The organism is Noviherbaspirillum phoenicis, assembly GCF_047237965.1.
Classification (GTDB): Bacteria; Pseudomonadota; Gammaproteobacteria; order Burkholderiales; family Burkholderiaceae_D; genus Noviherbaspirillum_A.
This window is the reverse complement of the sequence record NZ_JBDFLX010000001.1, coordinates 4,145,389-4,160,964: the sequence shown is the minus strand read 5'-3', so window position 1 is coordinate 4,160,964 and position 15,576 is coordinate 4,145,389. Positions and strand designations below refer to the sequence as shown.

The following is a 15,576-nucleotide window of genomic DNA, read 5'->3' as shown; positions in this document are numbered from 1 at the left end:
CGGCATTCACAGCAGCAACCGGGTAATGCGCTGCGCCGTCAGCGGCAGCTCCCGCACCCGTACGCCCAGCGCGCGCGCCACCGCGTTGGCCAGGGCCGCGGCAGTCGGCCCGAGCGCGGCCTCGCCGGCGCCAAGCGACGGCGCGTTTGACGGCATGATCGCCACGTCCACCGCCGGCACCTCCGAAAAGCGCAGGATGGGGTAAGTCTCCCAGCTGTCGCTGGTGACCCGCTCGTCGTCGAAGGCGACCTCTTCCTTCAGCGCCCAGCTGCATGCCTGGATCGCGCCGCCCTCGATCTGGTTGATCACGCCGTCCGGATTGATCACGGTGCCGACATCGACCGAGATGGTCAGCCTGACCGCCCGGATCTCCTGGCCCGCCTCGATCTCGGCCACCACCGCGCACCAGGCGCCGGTGTTCTTGTAGCGGGCAAAGCCGATGCCCAGCCCGCGCTCCGGCGGCAGCTGCGTGCCCGGCCAGCCGGCACGGCGCGCGGCGTCCTGCAGCACCGCGCGGGCGCGCGGATCGCCGCAATGGGCGAGGCGGTATTCCAGCGCATCGCGGCCGGCCGCCAGCGCCAGTTCATCCATGAAGGACTCGATGGCAAACACATTGGCCAGCGCGCCCAGCGCCCGCAGCGCCGAGGTGCGCAGCGGCATGGTCAGCAGGCGGTGGCCGGTGGCGCGCCAGGACGGGAAGTCATAGCAGGGCTGGGCATTGCGCTCGGCGCCGCCGCCGGCCGCCAGCGGCGCATTCACGGCCAAGAGCGGCGGGAACGCCTCGGCCGCATGAAAGCTTCCCAGGAGTGCCGGCGTGGCGGCGCGGCCGGGGCGATTGCTGTGGCCATTGCCGCGCACGCTGTGGCGCCAGTCCAGCACGGCGCCGCTGGCGTCGACATCGGCTTCCAGGTCGACCAGCATGGCCGGGCCGAACGGCGACCAGGCCAGTTCGTCGGCGCGCGACCACTGCACCCGCACCGGCACGCCGGGCATGGCGCGCGCCAGCCAGGCGGCGTCGTAGGCGACATCGTCGGCGCCGTTATGGCCGTAGCAGCCGGCGCCCTGCGCATGCTGCACCGTGATGTCGTCCGGCCGCAGCGCAAAGGCCAGCGCCAGGTCTTTCCTCAGGTTGTAGATGCCCTGGCTGTGGGTCCAGACCGTCAGGCGGGCGCCATCCCATAGCGCCAGCGCGCAGGAAGGAGCGATCGAGGCATGGGCAATATAGGGCTTGCCGTAGCTGGCCGACAGGGTGGCCGCTGCCGGCGCGGCGGCCGGGCCGCCTTCGCTGGCGGCAATCGGCGCCGACTGCGCGGGCTGCCGCCGTATCCAGCCGGCCAGGTCGTGCCGGTCGGGCAGCGGCGCCGCCGCGGGCGACAGTTGCCAGGCCAGCAGCGGCGCCGCCAGCGCGGCGGCGCGCTCGGCCAGGTGCTGGCTGGCGGCGACCACCGCCACCAGCGAGCCGTCGCACACCAGTTGCGCTTCCCTGCTCTCGAGCGCGGCGGCGGCAGCGTCGCCGGAGACCAGGCGCGCGGCGGGGCCGGGCGGACGCAGCATGCGCCCATGCCGCATGCCGGGCAGCGCGATGTCATGGATGAAGTGCGGCAGGCCGAACACCTTGGCCGGCAGGTCCAGCCGGGCGGCGGCCTGGCCGACCAGGCGGTAGGCGCTGGCGTCCCTGGGCACAACCAGCCCGCTGGCCTCGCGGTCCAGGTCGACCGTTTCCGCCAGCGCCCAGTAGCTGCTGCGGCGGCCGTCGGCATGGATGATGTCGCCGTCGACCGTGCGCAGGTCCGCCGGCGCGCAAGCGAACAGCGCGGCCGCGGCTTCGATGAACAGATGGCGGGCTTCGGCGCCGGCGCAGCGCAGCGCCGCGCCCGATTCCTGCACCGACAGGCTGCCCGACGTCACCGCCTCGTCCGGGCTAGTGGCGGTACTGGCGGGGATCATGCGCACCTGGTCCAGCCGCAGGTCCAGCTCTTCGGCAACGATCTGCGCCAGCGCGGTCAGGATGCCCTGCCCCAGTTCCACCTTGCCGGACAGGACGTCAACGTATCCCTGCGCGGAAAAGCGCAGCCACTGGCACAGCCGGCGGTTGCGCTGCATGCTGCCCGGCAGCGGCGGTCCCAGGCTCTGGCCCTCGGTGGCGCTGACATAGGCCATGTTCATGGCTGGCCACCGATTGCGGCGGCGGCGCGCAGCACCGCGCGCACGATGCGGTTATGGGCGCCGCAGCGGCACAGGTTGCGCTCCAGCGCCTCGCGCACCTGCTGCTCGCTGGGAGCAGGATGGCGGCGCAGCAGCGCGGCGGCCGACATGAGCATGCCGGAGGTGCAGTAGCCGCATTGGGCCGCCTGCTCGGCGATGAAGGCCTGCTGCAGCGGATGCGGCGCGTCCGGGCTGCCCAGCCCTTCCACCGTGGTGACGGCCTTGCCGGCCACGGCCCACAGCGGCGTATCGCAGGCCGGCACCGGATGGCCGCCGACCAGCACGAAACAGGCGCCGCACTGGCCGGCGCCGCAGCCATAGCGGCTGCCCTTCAGGTCCAGCACGTCGCGCAGCGCTTCCAGCAGCGACAGGTCGGGGTCTGCCTCGATCTCGCACTGGCGGCGATTGACCAGCAGCGTGACGGTGCCGGGCTGGCTCACCGGTCTGCCTTCGCTCCGGAAATTTTCACGATGCGGGCCCATTTGGCAATGTCGTCCTGCATGTATTTCGAGAAGGCGTCCGGGCTCATCTTCATCGGCGTGGCGCCCTGCTTGGCCCAGGCCTGCACCACCTGCGGGTCGGACGCCATCTTGCCCACTTCCTCGTTGAGGCGATTGACGATGGCCGCCGGCGTGCCCTTGGGCGCCAGCAGGCCCAGCCAGATCACCGCCTCGTAGTCGGGCACGCCGGACTCGGCCATGGTCGGCACGTTGGGCAGCACCTGGGACCGGGTCTTGCCGGTGGTGGCCAGCGCCTTGACCCGGCCGCTCCTGACGAATACGACCATGGTCGGCACTGCGTCGAACATCATGTCGACCTGGCCGCTCAACACATCGGTGCGGGCGCCGGAACTGCCCTTGTACGGAATGTGCAGAATGTTGATGCCGGCCATGGCCTTGAACAGTTCGCCCGCCATGTGGTACGGCGTGCCGGGGCCGGAGGACGCATAGGACAGGTCGCCCGGCTTGGCCTTGGCCATATTCAGCAGGTCGGCCGTGGTGCCGGCTTCCAGCGTCGGCCGGGTCACCAGCACCAGGTCGGAATAATTGATCGGCGCCACCGGCGCGAAGTCGCGCATCAGTTCATACGGCTTGCTGGCGAACAGCGACTCGTTGACGGTGTGGGTGTTGGACATCAGCAGCAGGGTGTAGCCGTCCGGCGCGCTCTTGGCCACAGCCTCGGTGCCGATCAGCGAACCGGCGCCGGGCCGGTTCTCCACGACGAAGGATTGCTTCAGCACATCCTGCAGCCGCTGCGCCACCGCCCGGCCGTAGACATCGGCCGGTCCGCCGGCGGCGAACGGCACGATCAGCTTGACCGGCCGGCTCGGGTATTCCTGCGCCAGCGCGTGGCCGGCGCCTGCCAGCAGCACGGAAGCGAGCATGGCTGTCGCCGCCCGCCGGAAAGGTACAGCGTAGTTGTTGCGCATGGTGGTGTCTCCTCCGCCTTCGTATGATGTTGATGCGCCGGTCCAGGGCGGCTGGATGCTGGCGTCGCTTGATTGGTTTTAATTGGTTTTATGAGGTTTGAATATTGAACCAATTTAGCAGCCGGTTCGTGCGATTGTCAATCAACAATTCCGTCTGTGGTCAGTCTGGCCGACATCCATTATCATCTGCATTCCCTCCCCGACCCTGGCCGCCCTTGTCTACCGATACCGCTTTTCGCCTGAAGGAAATGCTGCTTGCCGACCTGCGCCGCGGACGCTGGCAGCCGGGCGAAAGGCTGCCGGCCGAGCGCCAGATGATGGAAGACTTCCAGGTCGGACGCTCGACGGTGCGCCGTGTGCTGACCCAGATGAAGGAAATGGGCCTGATTACCCAGAGCGTGGGCAGCGGCACCTACCTGGCGCCCGACGCGCTGGAGCGCCTGGCGCAGACCGCGCCGGCAGCCGATGCAATGCTTCCCACCCTGGGCACCAGCCCGGCCGAACTGATGGACGCGCGCATTGCCTTCGAGCCGGCGCTGGTGGAGATGACGATCCGCAATGCCAACAGCACCGATTTCTCCATCATGGAGCAGTGCCTCAACAAGGCCGAGGATGCGACCAGCTTCGAGGAGTTCGAACACTGGGATGGCGCGCTGCACGCGGCGATCGCGGAGGCGACCCATAACAGTTTCGTGCTGACCGTGTTCCGGCTGATGCATGAAGTGCGGGAGCGCGCCGAATGGGGCCAGTTGAAGCGCAAGAGCCTGACGCCGGAGCGGCGGCTCGCCTATCAGCAGGAACATCGCGTGCTGGTCGATGCGCTGCGCGAGCGAGATGCGTCCTTGGCCCGAAAAGCGATCATCGAACACCTAACGCATGTAAAACGCAATCTGTTCCACCCGGAAAGCATGGAATAGGCAAGGCACGTCGTCCTGGCCATCGCCATGCATTGAAGAAGGCAACATAAAAGGAGACTGCGATGGTGAAGTTGACTTTGCTGTACGGCCACCCGGCCGATTCGGTGGCGTTCGAATCCTATTACGCCAACACCCACCTGCCGCTGGCGGCCAAGATACAAGGCTTGCGGCGCGCCGAGTTCTCGCTGGTCAGGGGAACCGCTGACGGCAGCAAGCCGGCCTACTACCGGATTGCCGAACTCTATTTCGACGACATGGACCATATGCAGCAGGTCATGAGTTCCGCCGAGGCCAAGGTCGCGGTGGGGGATCTGCCGAATTTCGCCAATGGCGGCGTAACCACGCTGGTGTCGGAGATCAGCTAGAAAGGCCGTTCGACCCGTCCGGCGTGCCGATGCCGGACGGATTGGTTCCGGCACGTCGTTGCGGCCATTCGCCTTAGCCTCGCTGCGACGAATCGCCGTGCGGCATCCTTAACGGCAGCACAGCACCCATGCCGGGCGCACTAGATAAAACGGCACCGCCTGCGCGATGCCGTCCCTCACCTCTCACCGCCGGCCGCTTCGAGCGGTCCGGCATCAAGACATAAACCTACTTTGCACCCGTCTCGAACCACTTGGCGATGGTGGCCCGCTCCTGGTCGGTGATGTTGGTCGCGTTCCCCAGCGGCATGGCCTTCTGCACCACCACCTGCTGATAGATCTGCTGGGCATGGCTGCGCACCGATTCCGGGGTGTCGAGCATGATGCCCTTGGCCGGCGTCGGCATCATGCTCGGCTGCGCGGCATGGCACTGCACGCAGCGCTCCTGCATGATCTTCTGCACCTGGGCCAGTTCCACCACGTCGGTGGCCGCGCCGCCGGCGCCAGCCTGCACCGGCGCGGACGGGAGCGCCGACGGCGACAGCCAGGCCACCACGCCGGCCAGCACCGCCACCGCCACCGACGGGTACGCCAGGTTGAGCTTGCCCTTGTGGCGCAGGATGAAGAACTGGCGGATCAGCACGCCGGCCAGCATGATCAGCACCAGCACCAGCCAGTTGTGCTTGTGGCTGTAGGTCATGCTGTAGTGATTCGACAGCATCGCAAACAGCACCGGCAGCGTGAAGTAGGTGTTGTGCACGCTGCGCTGCTTGCCGCGCTGGCCGTGGATCGGGTTGACCGGCTCGCCGGCCTTCATCGAGGCGATCACCTTGCGCTGGCCGGGGATGATCACGAAGAACACATTGGCGCTCATGATGGTGGCGATCATGGCGCCGATGATCAGGAAGGCGGCACGGCCCGAGAACAGATGGCAGGCGGCCCAGGCAGCGGCCACCACGTACAGCACCACCAGCACCGCCAGCAGCTTTTCCTGCTTCTGCAATGCCCTGCAGGCGATGTCATAGACCAGCCAGCCCAGCACCAGGAAAGCCAGGGCGGCGACCACCGCGACCGTCGGGCTGATGTTGGCCACGTTCGGGTCGATCAGGAAAACCCTGGGGTTGAACAGGTAGAGCACCGAGAACAGTCCGAAGCCCGACAGCCAGGTGCTGTACGACTCCCAGTAGAACCAGTGCAGGTCCTGCGGCAGCGAGGGCGGCGCGCCCAGGTATTTTTGCGGGTTGTAGAAGCCGCCGCCATGCACGGCCCACAGTTCGCCGCCCACGCCCTTTTCCTTCAGCGCCGCGTCGATCGGCGCGCGCAGGCTGTTGTCGAGCCAGACGAAATAGAACGACGAACCGATCCATGCAATCGCCACGATCACATGCAGCCAGCGCAGCAGCAGATTGGCCCAGTCCAGCAGATAACCTTCCATGCTCTTGTCTCCTTGTGCCGCCGGCCTTAGCTGCCGCGATAGGTTGAATAGCTCCACGGGCTGGCCACCAGCGGCACGTGGTAATGGCGGCTGGCGTCGGCCACGCCGAAGCGCAGCGTCACCATGTCCAGGAAGGGCGGCTGCGGCAGGTCGATGCCGAGGCCGGCGAAATAGGCGCCGAGGGCAAAGTCGAGTTCATAGATGCCGGCCTGGAAAGCGTCGCCTTCCAGCAGAGGCGCATCGCAGCGGCCATCGTCGTTGGTTTTTGTTGATAACAGATGCTGCCTTTGATTGTTGACAATCCGGTACAGCGAAAGTTGAATGTTTTGTCCCGGCCTGCCATGGGCGGTATCCAGGACGTGCGTCGTCAAGCGGCTCATTGATGCTCCATCATTGGGGGTTTGGACTGATACCTGGGCGGTATCACGGTTGGGCGGGACGTATCTCTGCTGGAGACTGCATTCACCCGGAGGGGTTGGACAAAATCGGAAATAAATTGTTGACAATCCTAGCCTCGGTTGGCATCCTCGTCAACCAGTGAAATCGCTATCCTTCTCCCCTTCCTGACATGAGCACACGCCCAAGACTGGTTGCCGCCAATTCGCCGCCGTCCGAGTCCGCGCCGTCGGATCTCAATGTATCGGCCGAAGAGCGCATGTACCTGGAAATCTACGACGCCATCATGGAGCACCGGCTGCCGGCCGGCACCAAGATGGCCGAGCAGACGCTGGGCGAGATCTATGGCCTGGCGCGGCATCATGTGCGCAAGGTGCTGGGGCGGCTGGCCGCGGACGGCCTGGTCGACCTCGAACCCAACCGCGGCGCCTTCATCGCCAGCCCGGACGCGCAGGAAGCGCATGACATGTTCGACCTGCGCCAGACGCTGGAACAGAGCGTGGTGCAGAAGCTGGCGCAGCAGGCCGGGCCGGAAGACTTCGCCCGGCTGCGCCAGATGATCGCCGACGAGCGCGATGCCTACATGCAGGGCAATCGCCCGCTGTGGGTAAGGCTGTCCGCCGATTTCCATATCGCGCTGGCGCGGCTGTCGGGCAATGCGCTGGTGGTGGACATCCTGCGGCGGCTGGTGTCGCGCACCACGCTGCTCATTTCCACCGCCGACGCGCTGGCCGGCCAGCAGCCGTGCTCATTCGACGAGCACCTGGCCGTGGTCGACGCCCTGGAACGCAAGGACTGCGCCCGCGCCCAGCAGGAAATGGCGCGCCATCTCGATCAATGCGCCTGCCGCATGCTGAACCGCCCGGAGCGGCGCTTCGACCTGCGTGCCGCGCTGGGCAAGGCCGAGCAGGCCTGAGCGCCGGCATGCCTCTTCACTGACGAACCGGCAACGCCACCCCGCCCCGACCACCCCAACCCAATAATAAAAATACCCATCCACCTTCCTGGAAACCGGAGACAAGCATGTCCTTAGCCCATACACCTTTCCCAGCGCGCCCGGACCGGCCCGCCACCATACCGGCCTCGCCGGACGCCGTCGCAACGCCTGCCGACGCCAGCCTGCCCTCCGCCGTCGACGAACGCCTGCCGGCCGGCAAGCTGCTCACGCTCGGCCTGCAGCATGTGCTGGTGATGTATGCCGGCGCGATCGCGGTGCCGCTGATCATCGGCCGCGCGCTCAAGCTGCCGCCGGAGCAGGTGGCGGCGCTGATCAGCGCCGACCTGTTCTGCTGCGGCCTGGTTACCGTGATCCAGTCGCTCGGCTTCGGCAAGCTGTTCGGCATCAGGATGCCCGTGATGATGGGCGTGACCTTCGCCTCGGTCAGCCCGATGCTGGCCATGGCCAACAATCCCACGCTGGGGGTGACCGGCATCTTCGGCTCGGTGATCGGCGCCGGCGTGATCGCGCTGCTGATCGCGCCGTTCGTGAGCCGCGTGCTCAAGCTGTTTCCGCCGGTGGTCACTGGCACCGTGATCGCCGTGATCGGCATCACGCTGATGCGTGTGGGCGTCAACTGGGCCGTCGGCGGCCCGCCCAACCTGGCCAAGATTCCCGACCCGGCCTTTGCCGGCCTGGTGGAAGCGGCCAGGGCAGCCGGCACCGCCGTGCCGGCCGGACCGGCGCCGATGATTCCCAACCCCGCCTATGCGGCGCTGGACAACCTGGGCATCGCGCTGTTCGTGCTGCTGGTGATCCTGGCCATGGCCAAGTACGGCAAGGGCTTCCTGGCCAATATCGCGGTGCTGACCGGCATCCTGGCCGGCACCGTGCTGGCATGGGGCATGGGCAAGGTCAGCTTCGAGAAGGTGGCCGCGGCCAAGGGCTTTGCGCTGGTAACGCCGTTCCAGTTTGGCATGCCGACCTTCGATCCGGTCGCTATCCTGACCATGACCATGGTGATGCTGGTGGTGATGATCGAGTCCACCGGCATGTTTCTGGCGCTGGGCGACCTGGTGGGCAAGCCGATCCGCGAGGACGACATCAGCCGCGGCCTGCGCGTGGACGGCCTGGGCACCATCATCGGCGGCGTCTTCAACACCTTTCCCTACACTTCGTTCTCGCAGAACGTCGGCCTGGTCGGCGTGACCGGCGTCAAGAGCCGCTGGGTGTGCGTCGCCGCGGGCGTGATCCTGATCGTGATGGGCGTGCTGCCCAAGATTGCCCAGGCGGCCGAAGCGGTGCCGCAGTTCGTGCTCGGCGGCGCCGGCCTGGTGATGTTCGGCATGGTGGCCGCCACCGGCATCCGCATCCTCTCCGGCGTGGACTACAAGACCAACCGCCACAACCAGTTCATCGTTGCGGTATCGATCGGCTTCGGCATGCTGCCGCTGGTAGCGGAAAACTATGCGCAGCATATGCCCAAGTCGCTGTCCTCGCTGCTGCACAGCGGCATCCTGCTGGCAGCGATCTCGGCGGTGCTGCTGAACCTGTTCTTTAACGGACTGGCGTCGAGCGAGCAAGCGCAACAGGCTGCGCGCGACAACACGCACGGCGCCGAATAACCTGACTATCCATCACTCTATGTCCAGACATGAAGCTTATCCGCGCGACCTGATCGGTTATGGCCGCGACGTTCCCCACGCCCGCTGGCCCGGCGGCGCGCGCATCGCCGTCCAGTTCGTGCTCAATTACGAAGAAGGCGGCGAGAACAATGTGCTGCACGGCGACCCGGCCTCCGAGCAGTTCCTGTCGGAGATCGTCGGCGCCGCCGCCTATCCGGCGCGCCACATGTCGATGGAATCGATCTACGAATACGGCTCGCGCGCAGGCGTCTGGCGCATCCTGCGCGAGTTCGAAGAGCGCAAGCTGCCGCTGACCGTGTTCGGCGTGGCGATGGCGATGCAGCGCCACCCGGAGCTGACCAGCGCCTTCGAGGAACTGGGCCACGAGATCGCCTGCCACGGCCTGCGCTGGATACACTACCAGGGCATGGACGAGGACACCGAGCGGCGCCACATGCGCGAGGCGGTGGCGGTCTTCCGCGAGATGACCGGCTTTGCGCCGCAGGGCTGGTACACCGGCCGCGACTCGCCCAACACCCGCAGGCTGGTGGTCGAGCATGGCGGCTTTGTCTACGACTCCGACTACTACGGCGACGACCTGCCGTTCTGGACCGATGTCCACATCGCCGGCGGCGCCAGCAAGCCTCATCTGGTGGTGCCGTACACGCTGGACAGCAACGACATGCGCTTCGCCACGCCGCAGGGCTTCAACACCGGCGAGCAGTTCTTCCAGTACCTGAAGGACAGCTTCGACGTGCTGTATGCCGAAGGCGACCCGGAAGGACAGGACCGTCCCAAGATGCTGTCGGTCGGCATGCACTGCCGCCTGCTCGGCCGCCCCGGCCGTTTCCGCGCGCTGCAGCGCTTCCTTGACTATGTGCAGTCGCACGAGCAGGTATGGATCTGCCGCCGCATCGACATCGCCCGGCACTGGATAGAGACCCACCCCTACGAGGTAAAAGCATGAGCAGCACCATCAGCCTGAACGCATTGAACGCGATGTCGGCAGCCGACTTCACGGCCCGCCTGGGCGCTATCTTCGAGCACTCGCCCTGGGTCGCCGAGCGCGCCGCGGCAAAGCGGCCGTTTGCCAGCGTCGACGCGCTGCATCGCGCCATGGCCGATGCGGTGCGCGGCGCCACCGAGGAGGAACGCCTGCGTCTGATCCGCGCCCACCCCGAGCTGGCCGGCAAGGCGGCGGTGCGCGGCGAGCTGACCGACGAATCCACCCGCGAACAGAAAGGCGCTGGCCTGGACCAGTGCAGCCCGGAAGAGTTCGAGCGCATGCAGGACCTGAACCGGCGCTACAACGAGAAATTCGGATTTCCTTTCGTGATCGCGGTGAAGGGGCATGACCGCCACAGCATCCTGAAGAACTTCGCACAGCGGCTGGAGAATGCGCAGGATGTCGAGGCGGCGGAGTGCATCGAGCAGATCATCAGAATCGGGGGATTCCGGTTGGCGGATACGGTAACGGAAGGGACCTAGGGAAAAGGCTGCGATCGCAGCAGCGCCGCAATTGCCAAAGCGTGAAACGTGCGGCGTTCGTAAGGTGCAATACCCCGAAGGGGCATTGCACCGATGGCCACCCAAGGAAGTCGGCCGAGAATATCTTCACGGTCTGCGACCCCTGCTGCAATGCCCTTCGGGTATTGCACCCTACTGACTACCGACCACGGCATCCCAATCGCTTCAGGCAATAAAAAAAGGCAGCGTCATCGCTGCCTTTTTTGCTGCGGCCCGCAAGCGGGCCGCTCAAGCTACCTGCTTACATGATGGACTTCAGCAGACGCGCCATTTCCGACGGGTTGCGGGTGACCTTGATGCCGCAGGCTTCCATGATGGCCAGCTTGGCTTCGGCAGTGTCGGCGCCGCCCGAGATCAGCGCGCCGGCATGGCCCATGCGCTTGCCCGGAGGCGCGGTCACGCCGGCGATGAAGCCAACCACCGGCTTCTTCATGTTGTCGCGTACCCACTCGGCCGCATTGGCTTCGTCGGGTCCGCCGATCTCGCCGATCATGATGACGGCGTCGGTGTCCGGATCGTCGTTGAACATCTTCATCACGTCGATGTGCTTCAGGCCATTGATCGGGTCGCCGCCGATGCCCACGGCCGAGGACTGGCCCAGGCCCAGCGCGGTCAGCTGGCCGACTGCTTCATAGGTCAGCGTGCCGGAGCGCGAGACCACGCCGATGCGGCCCTTCTTGTGGATATGGCCCGGCATGATGCCGATCTTGATTTCGTCCGGCGTGATCAGGCCCGGGCAGTTCGGTCCGAGCAGCAGGGTCTTGCTGCCGGACTTGGCCATGCGGTCCTTGATTTCCATCATGTCGCGCACGGGGATGCCTTCGGTGATGCAGATCGCCAGGTCGAGGTCGGCTTCGACCGCTTCCCAGATCGCGGCGGCAGCGCCGGCCGGCGGCACATAGATCACCGACACGGTGGCGCCGGTCTGCGCCTTGGCGTCCTTCACGTTGGCGAAGATGGGAATGCCTTCGAAGTCTTCGCCGGCTTTCTTCGGGTTCACGCCGGCAACGAAGCAGTTCTTGCCATTGGCATATTCGCGGCACATCCGGGTGTGGAACTGACCGGTCTTGCCGGTGATGCCCTGGGTGATGACCTTGGTGTCTTTATTGATGAGGATGGACATTGTGTTTCCTTCTGCGCGTATTCGTTATTGACCGTTGGCCGCGGCGACAACCTTCTGCGCGGCTTCTTCCATGGTGTCTGCGGCGATGATGGGCAGACCGGAGTCGGCCAGCATCTTCTTGCCCAGGTCTTCGTTGGTGCCCTTCATGCGCACCACCAGCGGCACCGACAGCGACACGGCCTTGGAAGCGGTGATCACGCCTTCGGCGATCACGTCGCAGCGCATGATGCCGCCGAAGATGTTGACCAGGATGGCTTTCAGGCCGGGGTTCTTCAGCATGATCTTGAAGGCTTCGGTGACCTTCTCCGCCGTTGCGCCGCCGCCCACGTCCAGGAAGTTGGCCGGCTCGCCGCCGAACAGCTTGATGGTGTCCATGGTGGCCATGGCCAGGCCGGCGCCGTTGACCAGGCAGCCGATGTTGCCGTCCAGCGAGATGTAGGCGAGGTCAAACTTGGAAGCTTCGACTTCGGCCGGATCTTCTTCGTCCAGGTCGCGGTAGGCGACGATTTCCGGATGACGGAACAGGGCGTTGGAGTCGAAGTTGAACTTGGCGTCGAGCGCGATGACCTTGCCGGAGCCGGTCAGGATCAGCGGGTTGATTTCAGCCAGCGACGCGTCGGTTTCCCAGTAAGCCTTGTACAGGCCCTGCAGCTGGGCGCGCGCATCGGCGATGGACTCCGCCGGCACGCCGATCTTGGCGGCGATGTCGTCGGCATCCTTGTCGGTCAGGCCAACCGACGGATCGATCGCCACCTTATGGATCTTCTCGGGATGGCTCTCAGCCACTTCCTCGATGTCCATGCCGCCTTCGCTGGAAGCCATCAGCACGACGCGCTGCGAGACGCGGTCGGTGACCATCGACACGTACAGTTCCTTCTTGATGTCGGCGCCTTCCTCGATCAGCAGGCGGCGCACTTTCTGGCCTTCCGGGCCGGTCTGGTGCGTGACCAGCTGCATGCCCATGATGGCATTGGCGTATTCACGTACCTGGTCGATCGACTTGGCAACCTTGACGCCGCCGCCCTTGCCGCGGCCGCCGGCATGGATCTGGGCCTTCACGACCCAGACCGGGCCGCCGAGCTCTTCGGCTGCCTTGACGGCTTCCTCGACGCTCATGCACGGGATGCCGCGTGGAACGGTCACTCCGAACTTACGGAGGATTTCTTTACCCTGGTACTCATGGATTTTCATGCGAGCTTCCCTTCAGACGCTGATTGAATAATGACTGGATTAAGTGGTGGAATCATCCGCATGGGCGACTGCCCAGCGCGGGTAGAACTTGGCGACCGCGCCGCCATCGGTGCGCAGCGCATGGCAATGGTCGAGCTGGAACGGCTTGACGTCAGCATCGCCCTGCACTGGTATGACTTCGCCGGCATAGGCCTGCACCGCGGCCGTTGGCAGGATCTGCGCCAGTTCGGTCAGGTGGGTGCAGCCGGCGATGCCGCCGAGGCGTTGCTTGAGCTCGTGGCGCAGGCCCTTCATCAGGTTCAGGCCTATCATGGCGCGATAGGCCGGACCGATGGTATTGCAGAAGCCCGGATACGGCACATTGTCCGACACCGCCTCGACATCGACGATGTTCATTGCACGATCTATCGTGACGCGCAGCCAGAGGTCATGCACCGGCACGCCGGCCGGACGGATGCCGGAAGCGGTGCTGATGTCGCGGGTCTTGATATCGGTGATATGGGCGTCGAGATCCCACAGGCCATCCTCCCGCGCATAGGCGTCGATCTGGATGGCGCGGCGGTGCCTGAGCACACGGCGGGATGTAGGTGATGACAGGGGCATGGAGGAATGCCGGTTGGAGCGGCAACAAAAAAGCCGCATTTGCGTGTCGCTGCCGCAGTTTCTACGGCAACAGCCGCTCCTGCGGCGCTGCAAAAAAACCCCGAGAGTGTAGCACAGCTGTTTGTTGCTTCGGCAAATGGGTGGGGTAACAGGGGTTTGGAGGGGAATGGGTGGGTGATGGGGTGCGGGCGCGGGTGCCGGCGCAATTGCTTCTGCCGTTGCCGTTGCCGTTGCCGTTGCCGTTGCCGTTGCCGTTGCCGTTGCCGTTGCCGTTGCCGTTGCCGTTGCCGTTGCCGTTGCCGTTGCTTTTGAAGTGGCAGTTGCAGTTGGGTCCCGTTGAGCGCGCCGTGACGTCGGTGCGTGGAGCGGGAAAAGGTGCGGCGTCTGTCTGAGCCAAGCGCAGCTTGGCGAGTTTAGCCGCGCCCCGCTCCATGCACCGACGTCACGGGGACCCTCGCGCAGCGAGGGCGCAATCACCGGGTCGCCTTTTTTTGCCTACTTTTTTTGGCGAAGTGTATAGACCGGGGACATGGGTAACAACTGTGCCGGGACATGGGTAACACTTTGGCGTATTCCATATCAAGCCAAAGGATTCTCTAACCATGCCCTGGAAAGACGTTGACATGATGACCCTTCGACAAGAATTTACGGCGCTAGCGCAGCAGGATGGCGTGAACTTCAGTGCCCTATGCACGCGTTTTGGAATCAGTCGCAAGACAGGATACAAATGGCGTGAACGCAGCATGACGCAGGGCCCTGCTGGCCTGCAGGACTGCTCGCGCAGACCCTGCAATACGCCACTGCGTACCAGCCAGGCAAACGAAGAGCTGGTAGTGAAGGTGCGTCTGAAACACCCCACCTGGGGCGGCCGCAAGATTCATCGCAGCCTGCTCAATCAGGGTCACATCCAGGTGCCAACCCCCAGCACCATTACCCGGATTCTGCATCGACATGGCTTGATCTCAGAAAAGGCAAGCGCAAACAGCACCGCCTGGCAGCGCTTCGAGCATGCCCAGCCCAATGATCTCTGGCAGATCGACTTCAAGGGCCATTTCCAGACCGGCCAGGCCACGTGTCATCCACTGACCGTGCTGGATGATCATTCACGCTACAACATCGTCCTGCAGGCTTGCCTGAACCCGGACACTGCCACTGTGCAGGCAGCTCTGGAAACTGCCTTTCGCCATCACGGCATGCCAGTACGGATCAACGCTGACAACGGTTCTCCATGGGGCAGTCCGTCGCAGCACGAGCATGGCATCACCAAGCTCACCATCTGGTTGATTCAGCTGGGCATTCGCATCAGTCACAGTCGTCCGGCTCATCCACAGACCAATGGCAAGGACGAACGTTTCCATCGCACGCTCAAGGCAGATGTGCTGCACGGGCGTCACTTCGTTGACCTTGAGGAGGTCCAGAACGCATTCGACCGCTGGCGAATGATCTACAACAACGAGCGGCCGCATGAAGCCATCGGCATGGCCACGCCGGTAACCCGGTTCCGGCAAAGCCGTCTGGCCTATCCCGAGCGATTGCCAGAGATTGTTTATCCGCAGGAAGACCTGGTGGAGACCGTCGGGTGGAACGGGCATGTGAAGTTCCACAAGCGCAGCTTTCGCGTCTCCAGCGCCTTGCACAGGCATCGTATTGCGGCCCGCGCCCTGTCAGGCCAGGACGGCATTTATGACCTGTACTTTGCGCATCAGCGATTTGGCCAAATCGACTTGCGCAATGCCGAAAAGCACGATTAAATCTGTTACCCATGTCCCGGCACATGTGTAACCTATGTCCCCGGTCTATACAGCGAAGCAAAAAAAGTAGGTCGC

16 protein-coding genes are annotated in these 15,576 nt (G+C 65.0%); 7 read left to right on the top strand and 9 right to left on the bottom strand.

All coding sequences use genetic code 11. The features are described 5' to 3' along the window. Positions 1-6: 6 nt before the first annotated feature. The 3 genes from ABC383_RS18625 to ABC383_RS18615 are packed head-to-tail and all read right to left on the bottom strand — an operon-like array spanning position 7 to position 3,634. Positions 7-2,166 carry a xanthine dehydrogenase family protein molybdopterin-binding subunit gene (locus tag ABC383_RS18625; RefSeq protein WP_413015859.1) on the bottom strand — a complete coding sequence of 720 codons (2,160 nt, stop codon included), beginning with the start codon at positions 2,164-2,166 and terminating at the stop codon, positions 7-9. Further along, a complete protein-coding gene (locus tag ABC383_RS18620; RefSeq protein WP_413015857.1) occupies positions 2,163-2,687 on the bottom strand; it encodes a (2Fe-2S)-binding protein in 525 nt (174 codons plus the stop codon). The genes ABC383_RS18625 and ABC383_RS18620 overlap by 4 nt, the downstream gene beginning before the upstream one ends. Continuing rightward, on the bottom strand, positions 2,642-3,634 hold the full coding sequence (locus tag ABC383_RS18615) for a tripartite tricarboxylate transporter substrate binding protein (RefSeq protein WP_413015855.1): 993 nt from the start codon (positions 3,632-3,634) through the stop codon (positions 2,642-2,644). Before ABC383_RS18615 ends, ABC383_RS18620 begins: the two co-directional genes overlap by 46 nt. 215 nt (positions 3,635-3,849) lie before the next feature. Here ABC383_RS18615 and ABC383_RS18610 point away from each other — a divergent pair, with 215 nt between their 5' ends. After that, the gene (locus ABC383_RS18610; protein WP_413015853.1) at positions 3,850-4,551 is read left to right on the top strand and encodes a FadR/GntR family transcriptional regulator; all 702 of its coding nucleotides are present in this window, start codon (positions 3,850-3,852) and stop codon (positions 4,549-4,551) included. Positions 4,552-4,613: 62 nt separating this feature from the next. Then, positions 4,614-4,916: an EthD family reductase gene (locus ABC383_RS18605; RefSeq protein ID WP_413015851.1), complete on the top strand. Its 303-nt coding sequence runs from the start codon at positions 4,614-4,616 to the stop codon at positions 4,914-4,916. A gap of 226 nt (positions 4,917-5,142) precedes the next feature. Here the strand turns inward: ABC383_RS18605 and ABC383_RS18600 are convergent, their stop codons facing one another. Then, positions 5,143-6,348 (bottom strand): urate hydroxylase PuuD, encoded by a 1,206-nt coding sequence (locus ABC383_RS18600; protein WP_413015850.1) that lies wholly within the window; start codon positions 6,346-6,348, stop codon positions 5,143-5,145. 26 nt (positions 6,349-6,374) lie between these two features. Beyond that, positions 6,375-6,728, bottom strand: coding sequence for a hydroxyisourate hydrolase (uraH, locus tag ABC383_RS18595; protein ID WP_413015848.1), 354 nt, complete (start codon positions 6,726-6,728; stop codon positions 6,375-6,377). A 188-nt stretch (positions 6,729-6,916) separates the two neighbouring features. Here uraH and ABC383_RS18590 point away from each other — a divergent pair, with 188 nt between their 5' ends. The 4 genes from ABC383_RS18590 (at position 6,917) to uraD (ending at position 10,794) form a co-directional block, all read left to right on the top strand. Then, positions 6,917-7,660: a GntR family transcriptional regulator gene (locus ABC383_RS18590; protein WP_413015846.1), complete on the top strand. Its 744-nt coding sequence runs from the start codon at positions 6,917-6,919 to the stop codon at positions 7,658-7,660. Positions 7,661-7,767: 107 nt separating this feature from the next. Further along, positions 7,768-9,306, top strand: coding sequence for a nucleobase:cation symporter-2 family protein (locus ABC383_RS18585; protein ID WP_413015844.1), 1,539 nt, complete (start codon positions 7,768-7,770; stop codon positions 9,304-9,306). A gap of 19 nt (positions 9,307-9,325) precedes the next feature. After that, positions 9,326-10,273 carry an allantoinase PuuE gene (gene puuE / locus ABC383_RS18580; RefSeq protein WP_413015842.1) on the top strand — a complete coding sequence of 316 codons (948 nt, stop codon included), beginning with the start codon at positions 9,326-9,328 and terminating at the stop codon, positions 10,271-10,273. Next, complete coding sequence (gene uraD / locus ABC383_RS18575; protein ID WP_413015840.1) at positions 10,270-10,794, top strand: 2-oxo-4-hydroxy-4-carboxy-5-ureidoimidazoline decarboxylase; 525 nt, start codon at positions 10,270-10,272, stop codon at positions 10,792-10,794. The genes puuE and uraD overlap by 4 nt, the downstream gene beginning before the upstream one ends. A gap of 280 nt (positions 10,795-11,074) precedes the next feature. Here the strand turns inward: uraD and sucD are convergent, their stop codons facing one another. The 4 genes from sucD to ABC383_RS18555 form a co-directional block, all read right to left on the bottom strand. Continuing rightward, positions 11,075-11,956: a succinate--CoA ligase subunit alpha gene (gene sucD, locus ABC383_RS18570; protein WP_413015838.1), complete on the bottom strand. Its 882-nt coding sequence runs from the start codon at positions 11,954-11,956 to the stop codon at positions 11,075-11,077. A 24-nt stretch (positions 11,957-11,980) separates the two neighbouring features. Beyond that, positions 11,981-13,147 (bottom strand): ADP-forming succinate--CoA ligase subunit beta, encoded by a 1,167-nt coding sequence (sucC, locus tag ABC383_RS18565; protein ID WP_194713868.1) that lies wholly within the window; start codon positions 13,145-13,147, stop codon positions 11,981-11,983. Between the two features lie 39 nt (positions 13,148-13,186). After that, positions 13,187-13,750, bottom strand: a complete 564-nt coding sequence (locus tag ABC383_RS18560; RefSeq protein ID WP_413015837.1) for a DUF2889 domain-containing protein — start codon at positions 13,748-13,750, stop codon at positions 13,187-13,189. A gap of 61 nt (positions 13,751-13,811) precedes the next feature. Continuing rightward, positions 13,812-14,183 carry a hypothetical protein gene (locus tag ABC383_RS18555; protein ID WP_413015835.1) on the bottom strand — a complete coding sequence of 124 codons (372 nt, stop codon included), beginning with the start codon at positions 14,181-14,183 and terminating at the stop codon, positions 13,812-13,814. 169 nt (positions 14,184-14,352) lie between these two features. Here ABC383_RS18555 and ABC383_RS18550 point away from each other — a divergent pair, with 169 nt between their 5' ends. Beyond that, positions 14,353-15,501, top strand: a complete 1,149-nt coding sequence (locus ABC383_RS18550; protein WP_413012297.1) for an IS481 family transposase — start codon at positions 14,353-14,355, stop codon at positions 15,499-15,501. Positions 15,502-15,576: the final 75 nt, after the last annotated feature.